The sequence below is a fragment of the Rhizobium sp. WYJ-E13 genome (genome assembly GCF_018987265.1).
In the GTDB taxonomy this organism is placed as follows: domain Bacteria; phylum Pseudomonadota; class Alphaproteobacteria; order Rhizobiales; family Rhizobiaceae; genus Rhizobium.
This window is the reverse complement of sequence record NZ_CP076854.1, coordinates 732809-752507: the sequence shown is the minus strand read 5'-3', so window position 1 is coordinate 752507 and position 19699 is coordinate 732809. Positions and strand designations below refer to the sequence as shown.

The following is a 19699-nucleotide window of genomic DNA, read 5'->3' as shown; positions in this document are numbered from 1 at the left end:
TCATGACTTCAGATAATCCAATCCGCTGGGGCATCATAGGCCCCGGCACCATCGCCCGCACCTTTGCCGATGGCGTTGCGCATTCGCGCACCGGCAAGCTGGTTGCAATCGCCACCCGCAATCCCGACAAGCCAGGTCTTGCCGAGGGTTTTCCCGGCGCACGTATCATCAACGGTTACGAGGCGCTGCTGACGGACCGGGAAGTCGATGCGATCTATATCGCCACCCCGCATACCGGCCATGCCGAATGGGCGATCAAGGCGATCCGCGCAGGTAAGCATGTGCTGGTCGAAAAGCCGATCGCTCTCTCGGCCTATGATGCCGAGGCGATCTATTATGAGGCGAAGAAGGCTGGCGTCTTTGCCGGCGAAGCCTTCATGTATCGTGTGCATCCGCAGACGGAAAAGCTGATCGAGCTGGTCAAGAGCGGCACGATCGGCGATATCCGCATTATCCGCTCCTCGTTCGGCTTCAACATGGGCACCTACAAGCCGGAACACCGCCTGTTTGCCAATGAAACGGCTGGCGGGGGCATTCTCGATGTCGGCGGTTATCCCGTTTCCATGGCCCGGCTGATTGCCGGTGCTGCGGCCGGAAAACCCTTCCTGGAGCCGCAAAAGGTGGCCGGTGTTGCCCATCTCGGCCAGTCCGGCGTCGATGAATGGGCCTCTGCCGTGCTGAAATTCCCAAACGATATCATTGCCGAAGTCTCATGTTCGATCATGGCGCAGCAGGACAATGTGTTGCGCATCATCGGCTCGCAGGGCCGTATCGAGGTCAAGGATTTCTGGTTTGCTTCCGGCCACAAGGGCGGTGTCGGCAGGATCGAAATCTTCAGGAACGGCGAGCAGGAAACGGTCGAGGTCAAGGAAGACCGCTGGCTCTACTCCTTCGAAGCAGATGCGGCCGGTGACGCGATCCGTGCCGGCGAGAAGGAATTCCGTTCACCCGGCATGAGCTGGGCGGATTCGATCGACAACCTCAAAGTGCTCGACCAATGGCGCGCTTCGGTCGGTCTCGAATATGGTGTCGAGAAAGCCGTCAAGCGCACTCTGAACATTGCCGGCGGCACCGTTCAACGCGGCAATTCTATTCCGAAACGGCAGATCCCCGGCATTTCGAAACCGGCTTCCGTCGTGACCCTCGGCTTCGAATTCTTCCCGAATTTCGCTGCCGCCTCCCTGACCCTCGACACGTTCTATGAAGCGGGCGGCAACGTCTTCGATACGGCCTTCGTCTACGGCGGAGGCAAGACGGAAAGCATTTTTGGCGACTGGCATACCAGCCGTCAGGTGCCGCGCGAAGAGATCGTACTGATCGGCAAGGGCGCCCACTCTCCGCTCTGCTATCCTGACATCATCAGCAAGCAGCTCGATCAATCGCTCAATCGGCTGAAGACCGATTATGTCGATATCTATTTCATGCATCGCGACAATACCGACGTGCCTGTCGGCGAATTCGTCGATGCCATGGATGCCGAGGTCAAACGCGGCCGCATCCGCGGTATTTTCGGTGGCTCGAACTGGACGCGCGAACGTTTCGATGAAGCGATTGCCTATGCGAAGAAGAACGACAAGGCCGCGCCTGCCACGCTTTCCAACAACTTCTCGCTGGCCGAAATGCTCGATCCGATCTGGGCCGGCTGCGTGGCCTCCTCTGACGAGGAGTGGAAGACGTGGCTGAACGAAAAGCAGATCCCGAACTTCGCATGGTCGAGCCAGGGCCGCGGTTTCTTCACCGACCGGGCCGGGCGCGACAAGCGTGACGACGAGGAGATCGTGCGTTGCTGGTATTCTGACCGCAACTTCGGACGGCGTGACCGGGCAATCGAGCTTGCCAAGCAGCTTGGCAGACATCCGATCCACATCGCGTTAGCCTATGTCATCGCCCAGCCCTTCCCGGTTATCCCGCTCATTGGACCACGCATGATCGCCGAGCTCGAAGACAGCCTCTCGGCACTGGATATCAAGCTGACACCCGAACAGGTGACGTGGCTGGAGGGCTGATTGCCTCCCTCAGAGAGTATGTGATGACAAGCGGCAGGCCTGCGTGCCTGCCGCTTTTCTGTTGCGCGACGGAGCAATGACGAACGCCAACTATTCCGTTAGTGTTGCATTCTCGCCATTGCGCTCAACCATAGGTCATCTACTGTGAGGCTGCATCAGGGAGCAAGGCGATGACGCGAACGGTTTGGCCGAAGGAAGCGCTGACGTCGGAGGTGATGAACTTTCTCGACGGCATTCACCGGCAATGGTGCTCGGCCGCTCGTTGCCGCCGTGACAGCGACTTGGGAATGGCAAGGGCGAAAGCGCTTATCGACTGGTTTGAATTCGGCGTGCGGGATCGCGACGAACTGCTGGGTCTGCTGTCACAAGATTTTTCCGGCGCTGCCTGAGGTCCCACTTGCTTTTACCGCATTGGCTCTACCTCATCCTGAACAATGTTCAGAGGAGAGACCTTTGCGTAAACGTTTAGTATTATTCGGTATTGTCCTTTTTCCGGCGGCAGCTTTCGGGCAATCCGCCGATCTCGAGGCGACCTGCCAGGCAGTTGCCAAGGGCTTTTTCATGACGGAACAGCTTTCGATCGGCGCCGTGCAGTCCTTTCCGGAACTCAAGCCACCAGGCGTGCGGATGACTTACTCCACCCGCGCGGGAACCGCTCCGGCTGACATGACGGATACATTTGAATGCGAATTCGACAAGGCCGACAAACCGCATCATCTGGCGCGGTTCTGTGTGTCGAATACCTGTTATTCGCCGAATGAAGACGATGGCGACCGGAAGCGCCGCTTCGAGGAGGCGCGCATTCTGCTTGAGCGAGCAGAAAAATAATCCACCTATACGCACCTAGCGGCTGCTTTGCGCTGCCGAATATCCGCGAAACCTCGGCACTGAAAGCGGTGCGGCGATGATCGCCGCACCTTGTCTTTTTGCCGGGGCGAGCCTCAGAACTCTTCCCAGTCGCCACCCTTCGTATCGAGTGCGGCATTTCCGGAGAATGCAGAGGCGATCTTGCGGCCGAGCGCTCGAACGGGCAACGGTGCCGGTGCATCGTTTCGCCCGACTGGACGAGGTTCAGCCGAACGCGAAGCGTAGCCTGCTTCGTTCAACTTGAACTGCGCCAGAAGCTGGTTGAGCGATGCGACCTCCTTCGCAAGATTGTAGCTTGCAGCGGTCGACTCTTCGACCATGGCAGCGTTTTTCTGCGTGTCCTGGTCCATCTGATTGACGGCCATATTGATCTGGTCGAGGCCCGACGATTGCTCCTGCGATGCTTCGACGATCGCAGCGATATGGCGGTTTATCTCCTGAACCTCCGAAACGATCGCCTGAAGCGCCTTGCCGGTATCGTCTACCAGTTGCACGCCTGCATGCACCTGCGCATTCGAGGCCGTGATCAGATCCTTGATCTCCCTGGCGGCAGTTGCAGAGCGCTGCGCCAATTCACGCACCTCCTGCGCGACGACGGCAAAACCCTTGCCCGCCTCGCCGGCGCGGGCTGCTTCGACACCGGCATTGAGCGCCAGCAGGTTCGTCTGGAAGGCGATGTCGTCGATCACACCGATGATGTTGCCGATCTCACCGGAAGACTTGGAGATCTGCTCCATGGCGAGCACGGCCTTGCGGACCACCTCGCCAGAATGTTCGGCGCCGGATTTGGCACGCGCCACGAGTTGGCCCACATCCTGGGCGCGGTTGCTGGAAGTCTTGACGGTCGTGGTGATTTCTTCGAGAGCCGCAGCCGTCTCTTCGAGAGCCGCCGCCTGCTGCTCTGTGCGCTTGGCAAGGTCGTCGGCCGCCGATTTGATCTCGTTTGCCCCGGAATCGATGCCGCGGGCATTCTGCGACACCCGGTTCAGCGTGGATTGCAGCTTCTCTGCGGAGTCATTGAAGTCGCTGCGTACGCCATCGAGCCTCGTGACGAAGGGCTGCACGATGCGGTAGGACAGATCCCCCTCAGCGAGCTTCGACAGGCCGGCAGCGAGATTGTCGACGGCAAACTGCACGTCGGCGGCGTCCTTCGCCTTTTCCTTCTCCCGCTCGATCTGCTCTCTTTCGCTCAAGCTGCGATTGGCTTCCGCCTCCTGCTCGAGGCGAACCCGCTCGATTGCATTCTGCTTGAAGACCTGAACGGCACGGGCCATCGCGCCGATTTCGTCAGGCCGGGCCTGACCTTCGACCTCTACATTGATATCGCCTGCGGCCAGACGCGCCATTGTGCCGGTCGTCTTCTTCATCACCGACGCAATCGAACGTGCAAAAATGAGGAAGCCGAGCAGTGAGATGAGCGAAACGACAACTGCACCGACCGCCGCCATCCAGAGCGCTTGCTGCGATGCTTCCACGATCTCCGTCACATCAGAACCGATTTCGAAAACACCGATCTTGCGGCCGGAGAAATCTTCGAAGGGAATAGCCGCGACCTCGTAATCCTTATCGCCGAGAACGGCATGAACACGGACGCGCTCGCCGTTGAAGGCTGCCTGCAACTGCTCCTGAGTGAGGATTGCCTTGTCCCCGAAAGTCGAAGCCTGCGGCACAAATTTCCCGTCCTGCAGGATATGGACCGCAACCTCGGCATCGACGGACTTTGCAAGCGGCGCAAAATAGGCATTCGTGAGCGAGGTGCCGACGTCGACGACGCCAACAGTCTTGCCATCCTTCATGACGGGAGCTGAGGCAAACATGCTGACGGCGGTCCGTCCAGGTTCAATGCCGGCATTCAGTTTGCCCTGCGTCAGCGCCGCAACGATCATCTTGCGGCGTGCCTTGAGGTCGTCGCCGAACGTATCAGGTGTGTGGATACGCGCGACCGCGAGGCCATCGGAATTGCTGAAGGTGATGAGCTGAAGGCCTTGCGCCTTAATTGCCGGCAAGCTGGCCGTGTATTTTGCGAAAATGGCCGCCCGGTCATTCTTGGCGATCAGATCGGCCGTATCGGGCTCGCCGGCAAGGGTAATGGCAAGCGCGGCAGCGGCGCGTTTCTGCGCATCCATGTCGGTCTGGATCACGTGCAGGTCCGCGGAGAGCTCCTTTTGAAGCGATTGATCGCTCATCGCGCTCTGACGATACCAGGCAAGTCCACCAATTGCTGCGCTCGCAAACAAAACGGCCGCAAACCCGTAGGCTGTGATGCGGATCCAAATCGGCCGCTTAATCTGTTCTTCACTCATATCGTCCCCCATGCGTCGAATACCCTAATTCTTGAGGGGAAAACTTGTTTTTTACTTAATTTTGAATGGCCAACATTATGCATGCGATCTGCAGGCAAATATCGCCGTCAGTGTTGGCAAGCCGGGATTTATCCCGCATAGATTGCGCCGATTTCCGTTGCTTGATCGACTTCGAAACCAGCTCCTTAGCGATGGATGCGCATCAGCAAGAGATCGAAGACATCCTGGGGCAGGGTGACGGCCTTTCCGTAACAAGGGTCAGCGCCAGCATGGCAGTGGTGATTGACCTGAGCATCGTACCCTTCTCCTGCGAGGCTCGCTCCGATCCCGACAGGCTGGCTCCCGCGCGGCTATCATCGCCATTGAAAGTCAGCCTAAAAATCTCTCGGAAACCAGTTAAGGTTGTTGTTGCGGTAATCCCCAACAAGATATATCTCGGAAATGCCACTCGAAATTGTCCTTTTCGCCGTCGTTGCGACTGAGGTCCAACTCCCGAACCGATCACATCCCGGAGCGATCGAATGCACATCCAGCCGCAACAACGGATCTATGTCTGCTTCTTTCTCTTCGCCATATCGATGGGAGCATTGCTCTCGCGATTGCCTGACCTTCAGGATGCGCTGGGCGTCAACAAGTCCGAACTCGGCCTCACGCTGATCGGTGCGGCGATCGGTGCGCTGATTTCCCTGACCTTCGCGTCCCCGCTCATTGCACAGTTCGGCGCACGCAAGACGGCGTTTCTGACCGTACTCGGTACGTCCGCTCTGTTGGCAACCATCCCCTGGGCCAACGCCGCCTGGTTGGTTTTCTTCATTCTTTTCTGCGAAGGCCTGCTGGCAGGCGCGTTGGAGATCAATCTTAATGTCGAGATCGATCGCATCGAAGCCCAGCTCGGTCGCGGCGTGATGAACAGGGCGCATGGCTTCTGGAGCCTTGGTTTCTTCCTGACCGCGCTCGTTGGCTCGGCCGTTCGTCAAGCAGGCGTGCCCATGCATCTCCACCTCGCACTGACATTCACCTTCGTTCTGATCGTCGGCACTATCGTTATTTCGGGCATCAAGAATGCGGCGGCTCGTGACGAGGGTGAACATGTAGAAGGTCCGAGCATCGCGTTGCCGACATGGGGGCTGATGCCGCTTTGCGTGATCGGTATTGCCGCCTTTCTCGTGGAAGGCGCTGGCATCGACTGGTCAGCCATTTATATGCGCGATGCCTTCGCAGCCGAGCCTTTTATCGGCGGCCTTGGGCTGACGCTGTTTACCTTCTTCATGGCCGTAGCGCGGCTGTTCGTCGATCCGCTGGTCGATCGATTTGGCGCGCGTGCTGTCGCGACCTTTCTGCTGATACTCTCCGTGGGGGGCCTCTGCGCCGTCTGGCTCGCGCCACACCCCTATGTCGCGCTGCTCGGCTTTGCGCTGATGGGCGGCGGCTGCAGCGCAGTCTACCCTCTGGCGGTTTCCGCGGCAGCCCAGAGGACCGATCGTCCGGCCCATCTGAATGTCGCGGCCCTCGGGCAGATGTCCTTCGTCGTCTTCTTTCTGGCACCCCCGCTGCTCGGGTTTGTCGCTGAACACGCGGGCATCAGGGTCGCCTATCTCGTCTGCTTGCCAGTTATCATTGCGGCTTTGTGCCTGACGAAAGCGCTGAAGTCGCGCGGAACTGACAACAAAGCCGGGATCAAGAGCGAGACCAATCAGGCAGCCCGCGTGTAGATGATCGGCTAGATCTGGTTGACCTCAGGCTTGGCCGGCTTGGCCAGCGGAACGGCGAATGACAAGCGTACAGGGCAATCTCTCAACACCGGGTGCGACCGTCTCGCCTTTCGATAGGCCTAGGATCGCAAGTCCCGCCCGGTGACCGAGCTCCTTGAGCTCCATATCGACCGTGGTCAAAGGCGGACGCGTCTGCCGTGAGACAACCTCCCAATTATCGAAACCGACGACCGCGATGTCGTCGGGGATGGAGATGTTTCTGTCGCGCAGCGCATCAATGACGCCGCGGGCGATCTCGTCGCTGCCGCAGAAGATCGCGTCCGGTTTTGCACCGGATCGCGAGAAGACGCTCTCGATCGCCGCATGTCCCCATTCTTCCGACCAGTCGCCGAACATGACCTCGGCCGCCGCTCCGACGAGCTCCCGGTAGGCCTCGGCGCGAATGCAGGCAGCGCGGTAGTTCTGCTCGCCAGTGATGTGCAGGATGCGCGACCGGCCGAGGCTCTGGAGATGTTCGACCGCAAGCCGCGCGCCCTGGGCATCATCGGGATGGAAACTGACGCTGTCCGACGGCCCCTGCGCGAAAACATAGACGACCGGGATACGCAGCTTGCTCAGTTCCGGCGGCGGCTCGAGGTCGATACGCGTCGCGGTGAAAATGATCCCGTCGACCTGCCGGTCGAGCAGTGCTTCGAGGTGTAGTTTCGCAAGCCTCGGATTGTTGTTGGTGGCGCAGAGGAAGAGCGAGACACCATGGTCGACCAGCACTTCCGACACGCCTGATGCCATCGGCAGTGTCAGACGTCCATAGGTATCGTTGGTCAGCATACCGATCGCGTGGCTGCGCTTCGTCAACAACCCACGCGCGAGCGCATTCGGGCGAAATCCGATTTCCTCGGCAATCTTCCTCACCCTTTCGCGCGTCTCGACATTGGTTCGCCCGGTACCGTTCAGCGCGTTCGAGGCCGTTGAAATACTCACGCCCGCAGCCTTCGCCACGTCACGGATCGTATGCCGGCCGCCGCCTGATTCCTTCAAAATCGCACCCATTCAACTGGCTTGTTAAAACCTTTTAGCAGAAATAATTTAGTTGCTAAAAGGTTTTAACAAAAACATGGCCTTTTGATGCATACAGACTGTCGACATGAAAAATTTTCTCCTTTAACGTCGTCTTTGTCTCGAGGCAGAGGAGCCTCGCATAAGAGAAGGGGAACCCGCATGTTACATTTGAAAACCACCATTGCCGCCGTTGCGCTGCTGGCGAGCTCTTCTCTCGCCAGCGCCGAAGAAATCACGCTATGGGTGCGGACGTCTTCGGGCGCCGTGCTTCAGGGCCTGGCCGAAAAATACAATGCCGCGCATTCCGACAAGGTTAACGTCACTCAGATTACCGCCGAGCAGATGGTTCCGAAGCTCGGTGCCGCGATTGCTGGCGGCGCGGCACCTGATGGCGCGGTCCTCGACCTGATCTACCTGCCGACTTTCGCGGCCAATGACAGCCTTGAGGACATCAGCGATTTCGTCAAGGGTCTGCCCTATTCGGCAGCATTGAGCCCGTCGCATATCCGCCTTGCCACCTATGACGGCAAGGTCTACGGCGTGCCGGCGCTGCCCGATGCCTCGATCGTCGCCTACAATACCGACCTCTTCAAGAAGGCCGGCCTCGATCCGGAGAAGGCACCGGCCTCACTCGAAGAGATCGCTGCCGACGCCAAGAAGATCCATGCGCTCGACAAGGAAACCTACGGCTTCTACTTCGTCGCCAATTCCGGCAGCTGGCTGATCTATGACTTCCTGCCGCATCTCTGGGCCGCCAATGCCGATGTGCTCTCCGATGACGGCCGCACCGCCACCGTCGACACCCCGGCGCTGCGCGACACCATCGCCGCCTATCGCGATATGTGGAAGGAAGGCGCAATCCATCCAACCTCGCGTTCGGGCAACGGTAACAACGCCGTCGAAGCCTTCGCCTCCGGCAAGGTCGGCATTCTCATGACCGGCTCCTACATCGTCAACCTGCTGACCAGCAAATATCCCGACGTCAAGTTCGCGGTCGCCCCGATCCCAGGCCCGAAGGGCGGCGCATCGAGCTTTGCCGGCGGCGATACGGTAGCCCTCATCAAGGGCATCAGCGAGGAGAAGAAGAAGGTCGCGCTCGACTTTGTCAAATTCTACATGGAGCCCGAGCAGCAGGTCTACATTACCCAGGAATCCGGCATGCCGTCGCGCACGGACCTCGCCAAGGAGGCCTATGCCAAGTTCGACCCGCGCAATCTCGTCGCCTACGACATCCTGGCCAAGGCGCGTACGCCCTACACCTTCTCCTCGGATGAGTTGTTCGTGAGCCGTACCGGCCCGTTCCTCAACCTGATCCAGGGCACGATCTTCGGCGACGATGTCGATGGTTCGATCAAGAAGGCGCAAGGTGACTTCACCAAGATCCTCGACCGCACCAATCCGTAATCCTGCCGAGGCGGGGCGGTTTTCCGCCCCGCACATCCCGGATTGCCGACACGCGGTTTTGAAATCTTCGAGGAAAAATAGTGGTCGACACGCCGACAACTCATATCAACCAGCCGATCTCCGGTGAGCCGGAGCCGAAGGGCTGGCTGGGGCTCGCCTTCATCCTGCCCGGCTTCCTCTTCATCCTGGTGCTGTTTCTTATTCCGCTCGCCATGACCATATGGATGAGCTTCTACAACTGGCCGCTGCTCGGCCGGAAGAAATTCATCGGTCTCGCCAACTACGGCGAGCTCTTGGGCGACACGCAGCTCTGGCATTCGCTGGGCTTCACGATGCTCTACACCGTGCTCGTAACGGCGGCGATTTTCGTGGTGGCCTTTCCGCTGGCATTGCTCGTCGATCGCCCGCTGCGCTCGGCAGGCTTCTTTCGCACGATTTTCTTCATGCCTGTCGTGATCGGCTTCGGCGCAGCCTCCACCCTCTGGATGTGGTTACTCAACCCTGACAGCGGCGTCTTCGCGCAGGTTCTGCGCGGTATTGGGCTGATCAGCTCGGCGCCACGCCCGCTCGAGAGTTTCTGGCCGGCGATGGCCGTGGTCGTCCTGATGGTCGTCTGGAAGACCGCCGGCTTCACCATGGTCATTCTGCTGACTGGGCTGCAGGGCATTTCCAACGATGTCATCGAGGCCGCCAAGATCGATGGCGCCAGCGTCTTCAGCCGCTTTCGCCGCATTACTCTGCCGCTGATGCGCAATTCGCTGGTACTGGCGCTGGTGCTCAACATCACCTCCTCCATGCTTGCTTTCGACCAGTTCTTCATCATCACCCAGGGTGGGCCGGAAAACAGCACGATCTCTGCGGTATTTTCGATCTACCTGGCGTCCTTCTCGTCCTATCGGCTTGGCTACGGTTCGGCGCTCTCCTTTGCGCTGCTGATCGTGCTGGTCGCCATCAGCGCCATTCAATTCGTGCTGTTGCGCGAGCGCCCGGAGGAAGGCTAATGACCTCGATCCAATCCAATACGAATAATAAGCCGCGCGACGGCCAGGCTGGCTACCTGCTCTTCCTGCTCGTATCGATCCTGCTCGCGATCTTCTTCATCATGCCGATCGTCTGGTCGCTGGCGAATTCCTTCAAGCCGGCTGCCGAGGCGCTCGCCAATCCGGCTGCGCTGTTTTCCAAGACCTTCTCGCTGGAGAATTACCGGCGGCTCGAGAATGTCGGCGCCGGCTGGTATGTTTACGCCGCCAATTCGGTGATGATCGCCTTCGGCACGGTCGTGCTGACGGTCGTCGTCTCGGTGCCGGCCGGCTATGGCTTCTCCAAATTCAGGTTTCCCGGTCAGTCGATCCTTTTTGTGCTGATCATGGCAACGATGATGATCCCGTTCCAGTCGATCCTGACGCCGCTGTTCCTCATCCTGAAGGTGCTCGGCCTGCAGAACAACCTGTTCGGCCTGGTGCTGATCTATGTCACCTTCCAGCTGCCTTTTTCCGTCTTCATGATGCGCAATGCCTTTGATGCCGTGCCGAAGGCGCTGATCGAGGCGGCCCGCATCGACGGCGCCTCGCAGACGACGATTCTTCGCCGCATCATGCTGCCGATTGCGCTGCCCGGCGTGGCGACGGTGGCGATGTTTGCCTTCCTCAATTCGTGGAACGAATTCCTGGCGGCGCTCATCTTCCTGTCGGACCAGAACAAGTTCACGCTGCCGATCATGCTGGTAAACGTGTCGTCGGGTCTCTACGGCATCATCGACTGGGGTGCGCTGCAGGCGGGTATCGCGGTCACCATGATCCCCTGCATCATCCTCTTCCTTCTTCTTCAACGCTACTATGTGCGCGGCCTGACGGCCGGCGCCGTGAAATGAGAAGCGGCCCGCCCGCTCAAGGAGTTTCCATGCCCATCGTTCAGAAATCCCCGTCACGATCCCCGATCGACCGATACGTGCCGGCCGACCACACCCGCGTCGCCTTCAATGGCGGCTTCTGGAAGAGCTGGACGGAGACCGTCCGCGACGTGACCATTCCAACCCAGCACATGCGGCTCGATGAGGAAGGCTTCCTCGAAGTGCTCGACTTCGACAAGCCGGCCGGCCCGTTGGCGCGGCCGATCCAGCCGAGCGGCCTGTCGATGCAGCATTTCTTCGATTCCGATTTCGGCAAATGGATCGAGGCAGCGAGCTACACGCTGAAGAACAGTCCTAACCCTGACATCGAGGCGAAGATCGACGCGATCGTCGAAAAGCTCGAACGCGGCCAGATGGCCGACGGTTACCTCAACAGCTGGTTCATCCGCCGCGAGCCGGAAAAGCGCTGGACCAACCTGCGCGATCTGCATGAAATGTACTCGATGGGGCATCTGCTGGAAGGCGCCGTCGCCTATTTCGAGGCGACAGGCAAGCGTCGCTTCCTTGACGTGATGATCCGCGCCGTCGATCACATCATCGACACCTTCGGCCGCGAGCCGGGCAAGCTGCGCGGCTATGATGCGCATGAGGAAATCGAGCTGGCGCTGGTCAAGCTCTACCGCGTGACGAGGGACCCCCGGCATCTAAAGCTTGCCACCTATTTCGTCGACGAGCGCGGTCAGATGCCCTCCTATTACGACGAAGAGGCGCGCAAGCGCGGCGAAGACCCGGCCGGCTACGTCTTTCAGACCTATGCCTACAGCCAGGCCCATATGCCGGTGCGCGAGCAGACACAGGTCGTCGGCCACGCGGTGCGCGCCATGTACCTGTTCTCCGCCATGGCCGACCTTGCCTTCGAGAATGACGACGAGAGCCTGAAAAGCGCGTGCGACCGGCTCTTCGATAATTTGGTGGGACGCCAGCTCTATGTCACCGGTGGCCTCGGCCCTTCGGCTTCGAACGAGGGCTTTACCCGCGAATACGACCTGCCGAACGAGACGGCCTATGCCGAAACCTGCGCAGCCGTTGCGCTCGGTTTCTTCAGCCATCGCATGGCGCAGATCGAGCTCGACAGCAAGTTTACCGACAAGCTCGAAACCGTACTCTACAACGGCGCGCTGTCAGGCATCTCCCGCGATGGCGAACATTATTTCTATGAGAACGTGCTCGAAAGCCACGGCCAGAACCGCCGCTGGAAATGGCACTACTGCCCGTGCTGCCCGACCAACATCGCCCGCTTCATCACCTCGCTCGGCCAGTACTTCTACTCGACCAAAGCCGATGAGGTGGCCATCCATCTCTACGGTGAAAACGCCGCCGAGCTCTCGGTCGGCAACACTTTCCTGCGCCTGACGCAGAAGACGTTATATCCGTGGAACGGCGACGTCGGGATCTCGCTTGGCCTCGAGCGGCCGAAGCATTTCACCCTGCGACTGCGCATTCCGGGCTGGTGCCGCGATGCCAGGGCTTTCGTCAATGGCGAGGTGCTCATGCTCGATATCACCAGGGGCTATGCAGCGATCGAACGCGAATGGAAGGATGGCGACGAGGTTCGCCTCTCCTTCGATATGCCTGTCGACCGGCTCTATGCCCATCCGGCCGCAACCGAAGACAATGGCCGTTTTGCGCTGCGGCGCGGCCCGGTGATCTTCTGCGTCGAGGAAGCCGATCTCGGCACGGAGCCGCAACGGCTGAGGCTGCCTTCGCAGGGCGAGATTGCCGCGAGCTTCGACGAAACGCTTCTCGGCGGGGCCACGATTCTTGAAGGCGATGCGCTGGAAGCCGATGCATCCGACTGGCGGGAAACGCTCTATCGCACAGAGCCGCCGGCGCTGAAGCCGACACGGTTCAGGGCAATCCCCTATCATCTTTGGGCAAACCGAGAGCCGGGCGCGATGGTCGTCTGGCTGCACGAGAAGTAGGGAGATCGCAATGGCACGCCTTGAACTGCGCAACGTGGTCAAATCCTACGGCATCTACGAAGCCGTGCGCGGCATCAACCTCAATATCGAAGACAACGAATTCGTCGTCTTCGTCGGCCCGTCCGGCTGCGGCAAATCGACGACGCTGCGCATGATCGCCGGACTGGAGCATATCACCGGCGGCGATATCGTCATCGGCGATCAGGTCGTCAACCGGCTCGGCCCCGGCAAGCGCGACATTGCGATGGTGTTCCAGAACTACGCGCTCTATCCGCATATGAGCGTCAGGGAAAACATCTCCTTCTGCCTTGAGCAGCAGAAGCTGCCGAAAGCGGAGATCGACGAGCGCATCAGCCGTGCCGCCGAGACGCTGCATATTACCGAACTCCTGTCGCGGCGCCCCGGCCAGCTCTCGGGCGGGCAGCGCCAGCGTGTCGCCATGGGCCGTGCCATCGTGCGCAATCCCAAGGTCTTCCTGTTCGACGAACCCCTTTCCAACCTCGATGCCAAGCTGCGGGTGCAGATGCGTACCGAGATCAAGCGCCTGCACCAATTGCTGCCGACCACGACCGTCTATGTCACCCACGACCAGGTCGAGGCGATGACCATGGCCGATCGCGTCGTCGTCATGAATGGCGGCATTATCGAGCAGGCCGGGCCGCCGCAGGAACTCTACCATAATCCTGTCAGTCAGTTCGTGGCCGGTTTCATCGGCTCGCCGTCGATGAACTTCCTCAACGCAACGCTCGAGGCCGACGGCAATGGACTGGTCGTCATCCTGGAAGACGGCAGCCGGCTTGCGGTTCCAGTGACGCGGGCTCAGGAATACCTGGCGCATGCCGGCAAACCGGTCATCTTCGGAATCCGGCCTGAATCGATATCAAGCCTGACGCCGAAACCCGGCTTCGAAACCATTGAGGCGAATGTCGATCTGGTGGAGCCGCTGGGGCCGGAGACAATGATCTATTTCGACATCGGTTCGGCCAGCATGTGCGCTAATGTCGATCCGGAGAGCGATCCGCGTCCGCGCACGAAAATGCCGCTCTCCTTCAACATGAACCGTATGCACCTCTTCGATCCCATCGGCGGCAGGTCGCTTTCGGCCTGACGTCTGGCAGGCCCGCGAACGCACCCGAGATGAAGGCCCCTCGGATTATCCGAGGGGACCCCCGCGATCACGCACCATCTGCCTGAGACGTGTGAAGACGGCTGGGGACTGGCGCACGCCGTCATGTTCGAATTCATTCGTCACCCAGGTCCTGATATTGCCGACGTTACGGGCGGTGGCGAGCGACAGCTCGGCATCGACATACATGTCGTCGAAATAGACCGCCGCAGCGACCGGGATCTCGCTCGATGACAGCCGCGCAGGATCGTAGAGCGGTTCGAACCCGTCGCAACGCGCCAGTTCCTCCACGGCATCACGGAACGGCCGCAGCGAGCGGATTTCCTCAAACATCCACGGATACATCATCTCGCCGGTCAGATAGAGCGGCCGGCTCCCTTCATCGAATTCGGCAAATTCCGATCGGATGCGCTCCGCGGCCCAGCCCGTTGCACCCCTGCCCTGCCCGTAAATGCTCTCCTGCAGCACGGCGAACATCGGATTTCCGTCATAAGAGGTCAGCGACATGACCGAGGCCAGGAAGGCATCTGAAAACCGTGTCTCTTCCTGATCGGAAAAGGCCTCGTCCACCAGCCAGTGCACATTCTCGTAACCCGGCGCCATGCCGAAATCGATGCCGATCGTCTGCAGGCGGCGCACCGTCAGGCGATCGCCATCCGGAAGGCGGATGTCATTGGCGGCAATGCGCTCGGCGATGCGGGCGATGCGATCGCGATCAGCCGGATATCGCTGATAATATTCCCGGTTCTTGGCCGCAACCCGCGGATAGGTGCGGCGATAGACGTCATCGCCTGTTGCCGAAAGCCCGGCCAGTCCGCCGGTGACATAACAGGCGGCCAGTCCCTCCGGGGCCTGTGACAGATAGGTCAATGTCAGGAAGCCGCCATAACTCTGGCCAAGCGTCTCCCAGCGCACCCCGCCGAACACGCTCTTCCGAATATGCTCGCAATCGGCAATGATGCTGCCTGCGCGGAAACAGCTGAGATAATCGGCCCCTGCCTTCCCATCCGCAAAGGCGGCCATGGTGGCACTCTCGATGCGTGTGCTTCGTCCGGTGCCGCGCTGATCGAGCAGCACGACGCGATAGTTTTTGAGCGCTTCACCCAGCCAGGAGGGGCCGCCGCCGACCGGACGCGGTGATTTGCCGCCAGGACCACCCTGCAGGAACAGCAGGACGGGCAATTTTTCTTGTTTGCGCGTGGGATCGCAGACTTCGCGCGCAAAGACCTTGATCGATACGCCATCCGGCTTTTTCCAGTCGAGCGGCACGTCGACGAGATGGTCGCGAACATGGACGCCGGGGATCGTGTATTCGCTGACGAGCATGGTCAGATCCTGTAGATTGTTTGTCGACACAGTGCCTACAATTGCCCTATGTTGGAATCAAGCATCTAATTTCGGCAAAAATCACGGATATATAGCGTGTCTCTCCCAGCCTGGTCCCATCCCGTCGCAGCCATCACAGACGAAGAAAGGCAGAGCCGCCTGTCGCGCCTGCGCGAAAGCATGCAGGCGCAAGGCATCGCTGCCACCTTGCTCGGCCCGACTGAGAGCTTACGCTATTTCACCGGCCTCGTCTGGCACCTGAGCGAACGCCTGCTCGGCGCGCTCGTGACTGACGATAAGCTGATTTATATCGTGCCCGGTTTCGAGCGCAGCCGTGTCGAGACGCTGCCGCATCTGCCGGGTGAGATCGCCGTCTGGGAAGAAGAGGAAAGCCCGGCGGCGCTCGTCTCGCGGCTAGCCGGGCCAACAGGCAAACTCGCCCTCGACGACGCACTGCCGCTTGCCTTCTATCATGCCTTTACCGAACAGATGGGCGCTGCGCGTCTCGTCGACGGCGGACCTCTCATCCGCGCGCTGCGTGCCATCAAATCGCCGGCGGAAATCGCCCTCATCCATCATGCGATGGGCATCACGCTGGATATTCACCGCAAGGTCCGCGATACGCTCGCACCCGGCACAGCGGCTTCGGAGGTGATTCGCTTTATCGATCAGCAGCATCGGGCGGCAGGCGCCGACGGCGGCTCGACCTTCTGCATCGTCTCCTTCGGTGAGGCAACCGCGCTGCCGCATGGCGCAGATGGCGAACAGATCCTGCAGGCGGGCGATGTCATTCTCGTCGACACCGGTTGCCGCCTCGACGGCTATCATTCGGATCTGACACGCACCTATATGCTCGACGAGGGTAATGGCGAATTCGAACGCGCCTGGGCGGTCGAGCGCGGGGGCCAGCAGGCCGTTTTCGATGCGGCAAAACTCGGCGCACCCTGCGAAGGCCTGGATACGGCTGCCCGCAACAATTTTGCGCGCCATGGCCTCGGCCCTGACTACCGCCTGCCCGGCCTGCCGCATCGCGCCGGTCATGGTCTCGGCCTCGAAATCCACGAGGCGCCCTATATCGTGCGGGGTAACAGAACTCCGCTGGCCCCAGGCATGTGCTTTTCTAACGAACCAATGATTGTCTTCCCCGGTACGTTCGGTGTCCGCCTCGAAGATCATATCTACATGGCCGAAGACGGACCACACTGGTTCACGACGCCGGCTGCGAACCCTTGCGCAGTCTAAGTTCCATCCAGCAAACAGGCGAAAAGCCTATTCATATCGGCCGTAATCGCCCTGATTTGCAGCCATCACATCGAGCCGCTCGTTTTTGATGAGGCCTCTCCGGATCGAAGATCTTGCTGACACATTTTGTCATCGCAGCAGCGTAACAGGTTAGCTCACGAGTGAATTGTCGTGGATGGAGGCTCTTCGAGCTTCCGACACTGCGGCGTCGGCCACATACGCGAGCAGATGATGAGGCCGTCGTATCTGCAGACCAGACAAATCTACGATGGAGCAGATGATGTGGCTGAGTGATTTCGAAGTCGTACTGCGCGATAGGGTCATACCTCGCGGCGCAGTCAGGGTCGAAGGCGGCATGATCACGGAAATCAGGGAACAGCCAGCGGCCTCCGCCGACATCAATGGCGACGGCAGGCTTCTGCTTCCCGGCTTCGTCGACATGCATGGAGACATGATCGAGCGTGAGATCGAGCCGCGCCTGAATGTACGCTTTCCTTTGGAGCTCGGCCTCTTCGAACTCGACAAGAAACTCGCCGGCAATGGCATCACCACCGCCTTTGCGGCGCTTTCCTTCCACGGTAACAACGGCTACGGCCACCTGCGCTCGGAAGAACATTCGCGTTCGATTATCCAGACCCTGATCGAGCTCCGAAAAAATGATCTTCTTGTCGACCACAGGGTCCATGCGCGCTTCGAAATCACCTTCACTCATGCCCGCGCCGTGATCGAAGATCTGCTGCGGGCCGGCGCCCTCGACCTCGTGTCGCTGATGGACCACACGCCGGGACAGGGCCAGTATCGCGATGTCGAGCGGCATATCGAGACGATTGCCCGCAACAACAAAATCACGCTTGAACAGGCAGCGCGCCGCGTGCGAGAGCGCATCGAATACCGAGCCCAAAACAATGATGCGGCCGACAATCTGGAGGGAATTGCTGCCACCGCGCGCGATCATGGCGTCATCATCGCCTCCCACGACGATGACAGCATCGAAAAAGTTGCGATCGTCGAGGGACTGGGTGCACGCATCAGCGAATTTCCAGTGACGATGGCCGCAGCACAGGAAGCTCGCAAACTCGGACTGGCAACAGCCATGGGGGCGCCGAACGCGCTTCGCGGCCTGTCCTATTCGGGAAATCTGTCTGCCCGAGAGGCCTACGAGCACGGCGTCCTCGACATTCTGGCGAGCGATTACCACCCCTCCGCCATGCTGCCGGCCGCCATCGCGCTTGCAGAAGCCGGATCGGGCGGGCTGCCGGCATCCGTGGCGCTCGTCAGCGCTAACCCAGCGACGGCGCTCGGGCTTACAGATCGTGGCGCGATCGACGTTGGCCTGCGTGCCGATCTTGTCATCGCTGAGCGCGGTCGTCTGCCACGGCTGAGGGCAACCTTCTGCCGCGGAAAACTGGTCTACTCGGATGGAACTGTTCAGGGATTGTCGACACCATACGCGATCTCATGCTGAAGGCGCCCAACGCCTTTCGCGGGGCGTTTCGGCGCGTCTCTTGAAAGACGAGCCCGCGAGCCTCACCTGATATCTCCATTGTTCACCTGTCGAACTGACAGCCCTTTGCCATCAGCAGTCGCTGCCGGTCCTCAACGTCGACGCCTCTCGCGTCGGAGGAGATTTCATGGGATTCATTGATCGTGACATTCAGCCGTCATCAGATGCCGGACTGCTGGATGCCTATTCTGAAACGGTGTCAAACGCCGTCGACACCGTCGGTCCGGCCGTCAGCCGGATCGAACGCGTCGGTGGACGGGCGGGACATGGTTCCGGCTTCGCCATCTCGCCCGATGGTCTCGTCGTTACCAACAATCATGTCGTCGGCGATGCAAGGGCCGTTACCATCAAGACGCCAGATGGCGCAGTCGTCGAAGGCCGGGTGCTTGGCCGCGATGAAGACACCGACCTTGCCTTGATCCGAGCCAATGACTGGTCCGGCGCATGGGCGCAGCTTGCCGATTCGAAGAAGCTGAAGCGCGGCCACATCGCTGTTGCCATCGGCAACCCGCTCGGCTTTGAATGGACTGTCACGGCTGGCGTGGTTTCCGCGCTCGGACGCTCGATGCGTGCTGCCAGTGGCCGGCTGATGGAAGATATCATCCAGACCGATGCGGCACTTAATCCCGGCAATTCGGGCGGTCCCCTCGTTTCTTCGACCGGCGAGGTCATAGGCGTCAACACCGCCGTCATCCAAGGCGCGCAGAGCATTGCCTTTGCGGTCGCCTCGAATACCGCCAAACATGTCGTCTCCGAAATTCTGCGTTTTGGCGAAGTCCGCCGCGGATATATCGGCATTGCCGCCGATACGGTCGACCTGCATCGGCGCATTGCGCTTAAGGCCGGTGTTCCGCAGCGGACAACGGTGCGCCTGCGTCGCGTCGAAAACGGCGGTCCGGCTGCCATGGCCGGTCTTCGCGAAGGTGATTACCTGCTCGCCATCAGCGGGCATCCCGTATCGGGAATAGACGACGTTGTTCGGCTTCTTGACGGCGCGACGGTAGATGCCGACATCGATGTGCTGATCTTCTCCGTCGCTGGCCGGATCGAACAGCGCACCGTCCGTCCAACGAAAAGAGCGAATTAGCTGGTCGCACCATGGCGTGCCTGGAAATCAGCCGTTCAGGTAATGAGGCACCCGTCTTTCGGCGGGCGCCTTGTCTGTTTGCCTTTCGCGACATGGAATCGCGATGATTATAAGGATTCGGGCGCAAGAGCGGCTGCGGCAAGCAAACCCAGCAAAGGCGATGGTTCATTAGAGAACACGTCGTAGATGCAAGGTGCAGCAAAAACGCTTACGGCCAGAATACAGATGACGA

The 19699-nt window shown here is 60.0% G+C and carries 16 protein-coding genes; 13 read left to right on the top strand and 3 right to left on the bottom strand.

Translation table 11 applies throughout. From position 1 onward, the window contains the following. Nucleotides 1-2: 2 nt before the first annotated feature. From KQ933_RS24985 to KQ933_RS24975, 3 genes are all read left to right on the top strand, one after another. Complete coding sequence (locus tag KQ933_RS24985; protein ID WP_216760503.1) at nt 3-2006, top strand: aldo/keto reductase; 2004 nt, start codon at nt 3-5, stop codon at nt 2004-2006. A gap of 170 nt (nt 2007-2176) precedes the next feature. Continuing rightward, nucleotides 2177-2395 (top strand): hypothetical protein, encoded by a 219-nt coding sequence (locus tag KQ933_RS24980; protein ID WP_216760502.1) that lies wholly within the window; start codon nt 2177-2179, stop codon nt 2393-2395. A gap of 64 nt (nt 2396-2459) precedes the next feature. Next, the gene (locus tag KQ933_RS24975; protein WP_216760501.1) at nt 2460-2834 is read left to right on the top strand and encodes a hypothetical protein; all 375 of its coding nucleotides are present in this window, start codon (nt 2460-2462) and stop codon (nt 2832-2834) included. Nucleotides 2835-2947: 113 nt separating this feature from the next. On the opposite strand, the gene KQ933_RS24970 is transcribed toward KQ933_RS24975, so the two are convergent. Further along, nucleotides 2948-5176 carry a methyl-accepting chemotaxis protein gene (locus KQ933_RS24970; RefSeq protein WP_216760500.1) on the bottom strand — a complete coding sequence of 743 codons (2229 nt, stop codon included), beginning with the start codon at nt 5174-5176 and terminating at the stop codon, nt 2948-2950. 161 nt (nt 5177-5337) lie between these two features. Here KQ933_RS24970 and KQ933_RS24965 point away from each other — a divergent pair, with 161 nt between their 5' ends. Together KQ933_RS24965 and KQ933_RS24960 are read left to right on the top strand one after the other, a co-directional pair. After that, a complete protein-coding gene (locus KQ933_RS24965; RefSeq protein ID WP_216760499.1) occupies nt 5338-5658 on the top strand; it encodes a hypothetical protein in 321 nt (106 codons plus the stop codon). A gap of 39 nt (nt 5659-5697) precedes the next feature. Beyond that, on the top strand, nt 5698-6888 hold the full coding sequence (locus KQ933_RS24960; protein ID WP_216760498.1) for an MFS transporter: 1191 nt from the start codon (nt 5698-5700) through the stop codon (nt 6886-6888). 24 nt (nt 6889-6912) lie between these two features. Here KQ933_RS24960 and KQ933_RS24955 read toward each other — a convergent pair whose 3' ends face one another. Further along, nucleotides 6913-7926, bottom strand: a complete 1014-nt coding sequence (locus KQ933_RS24955; protein ID WP_216760799.1) for a LacI family DNA-binding transcriptional regulator — start codon at nt 7924-7926, stop codon at nt 6913-6915. A gap of 180 nt (nt 7927-8106) precedes the next feature. Here KQ933_RS24955 and KQ933_RS24950 point away from each other — a divergent pair, with 180 nt between their 5' ends. From KQ933_RS24950 to KQ933_RS24930, 5 genes are all read left to right on the top strand, one after another. Next, nucleotides 8107-9351: a sugar ABC transporter substrate-binding protein gene (locus tag KQ933_RS24950; protein WP_216760497.1), complete on the top strand. Its 1245-nt coding sequence runs from the start codon at nt 8107-8109 to the stop codon at nt 9349-9351. A gap of 80 nt (nt 9352-9431) precedes the next feature. Then, nucleotides 9432-10352: a carbohydrate ABC transporter permease gene (locus tag KQ933_RS24945; RefSeq protein WP_216760496.1), complete on the top strand. Its 921-nt coding sequence runs from the start codon at nt 9432-9434 to the stop codon at nt 10350-10352. Then, a complete protein-coding gene (locus KQ933_RS24940; RefSeq protein ID WP_216760495.1) occupies nt 10352-11221 on the top strand; it encodes a carbohydrate ABC transporter permease in 870 nt (289 codons plus the stop codon). Before KQ933_RS24945 ends, KQ933_RS24940 begins: the two co-directional genes overlap by 1 nt. Before the next feature lie 29 nt (nt 11222-11250). Continuing rightward, nucleotides 11251-13182: a glycoside hydrolase family 127 protein gene (locus tag KQ933_RS24935; RefSeq protein ID WP_216760494.1), complete on the top strand. Its 1932-nt coding sequence runs from the start codon at nt 11251-11253 to the stop codon at nt 13180-13182. 10 nt (nt 13183-13192) lie between these two features. Further along, a complete protein-coding gene (locus tag KQ933_RS24930) occupies nt 13193-14290 on the top strand; it encodes an ABC transporter ATP-binding protein (protein ID WP_216760493.1) in 1098 nt (365 codons plus the stop codon). A gap of 45 nt (nt 14291-14335) precedes the next feature. Here KQ933_RS24930 and KQ933_RS24925 read toward each other — a convergent pair whose 3' ends face one another. Further along, nucleotides 14336-15634, bottom strand: a complete 1299-nt coding sequence (locus KQ933_RS24925; RefSeq protein WP_216760492.1) for a S9 family peptidase — start codon at nt 15632-15634, stop codon at nt 14336-14338. A 96-nt stretch (nt 15635-15730) separates the two neighbouring features. Here KQ933_RS24925 and KQ933_RS24920 point away from each other — a divergent pair, with 96 nt between their 5' ends. The 3 genes from KQ933_RS24920 (at nt 15731) to KQ933_RS24910 (ending at nt 19467) form a co-directional block, all read left to right on the top strand. Continuing rightward, on the top strand, nt 15731-16876 hold the full coding sequence (locus KQ933_RS24920; RefSeq protein WP_216760491.1) for a Xaa-Pro peptidase family protein: 1146 nt from the start codon (nt 15731-15733) through the stop codon (nt 16874-16876). 280 nt (nt 16877-17156) lie between these two features. Further along, complete coding sequence (locus KQ933_RS24915; RefSeq protein WP_216760798.1) at nt 17157-18341, top strand: alpha-D-ribose 1-methylphosphonate 5-triphosphate diphosphatase; 1185 nt, start codon at nt 17157-17159, stop codon at nt 18339-18341. A gap of 166 nt (nt 18342-18507) precedes the next feature. Beyond that, a complete protein-coding gene (locus KQ933_RS24910) occupies nt 18508-19467 on the top strand; it encodes a S1C family serine protease (RefSeq protein WP_216760490.1) in 960 nt (319 codons plus the stop codon). Nucleotides 19468-19699: the final 232 nt, after the last annotated feature.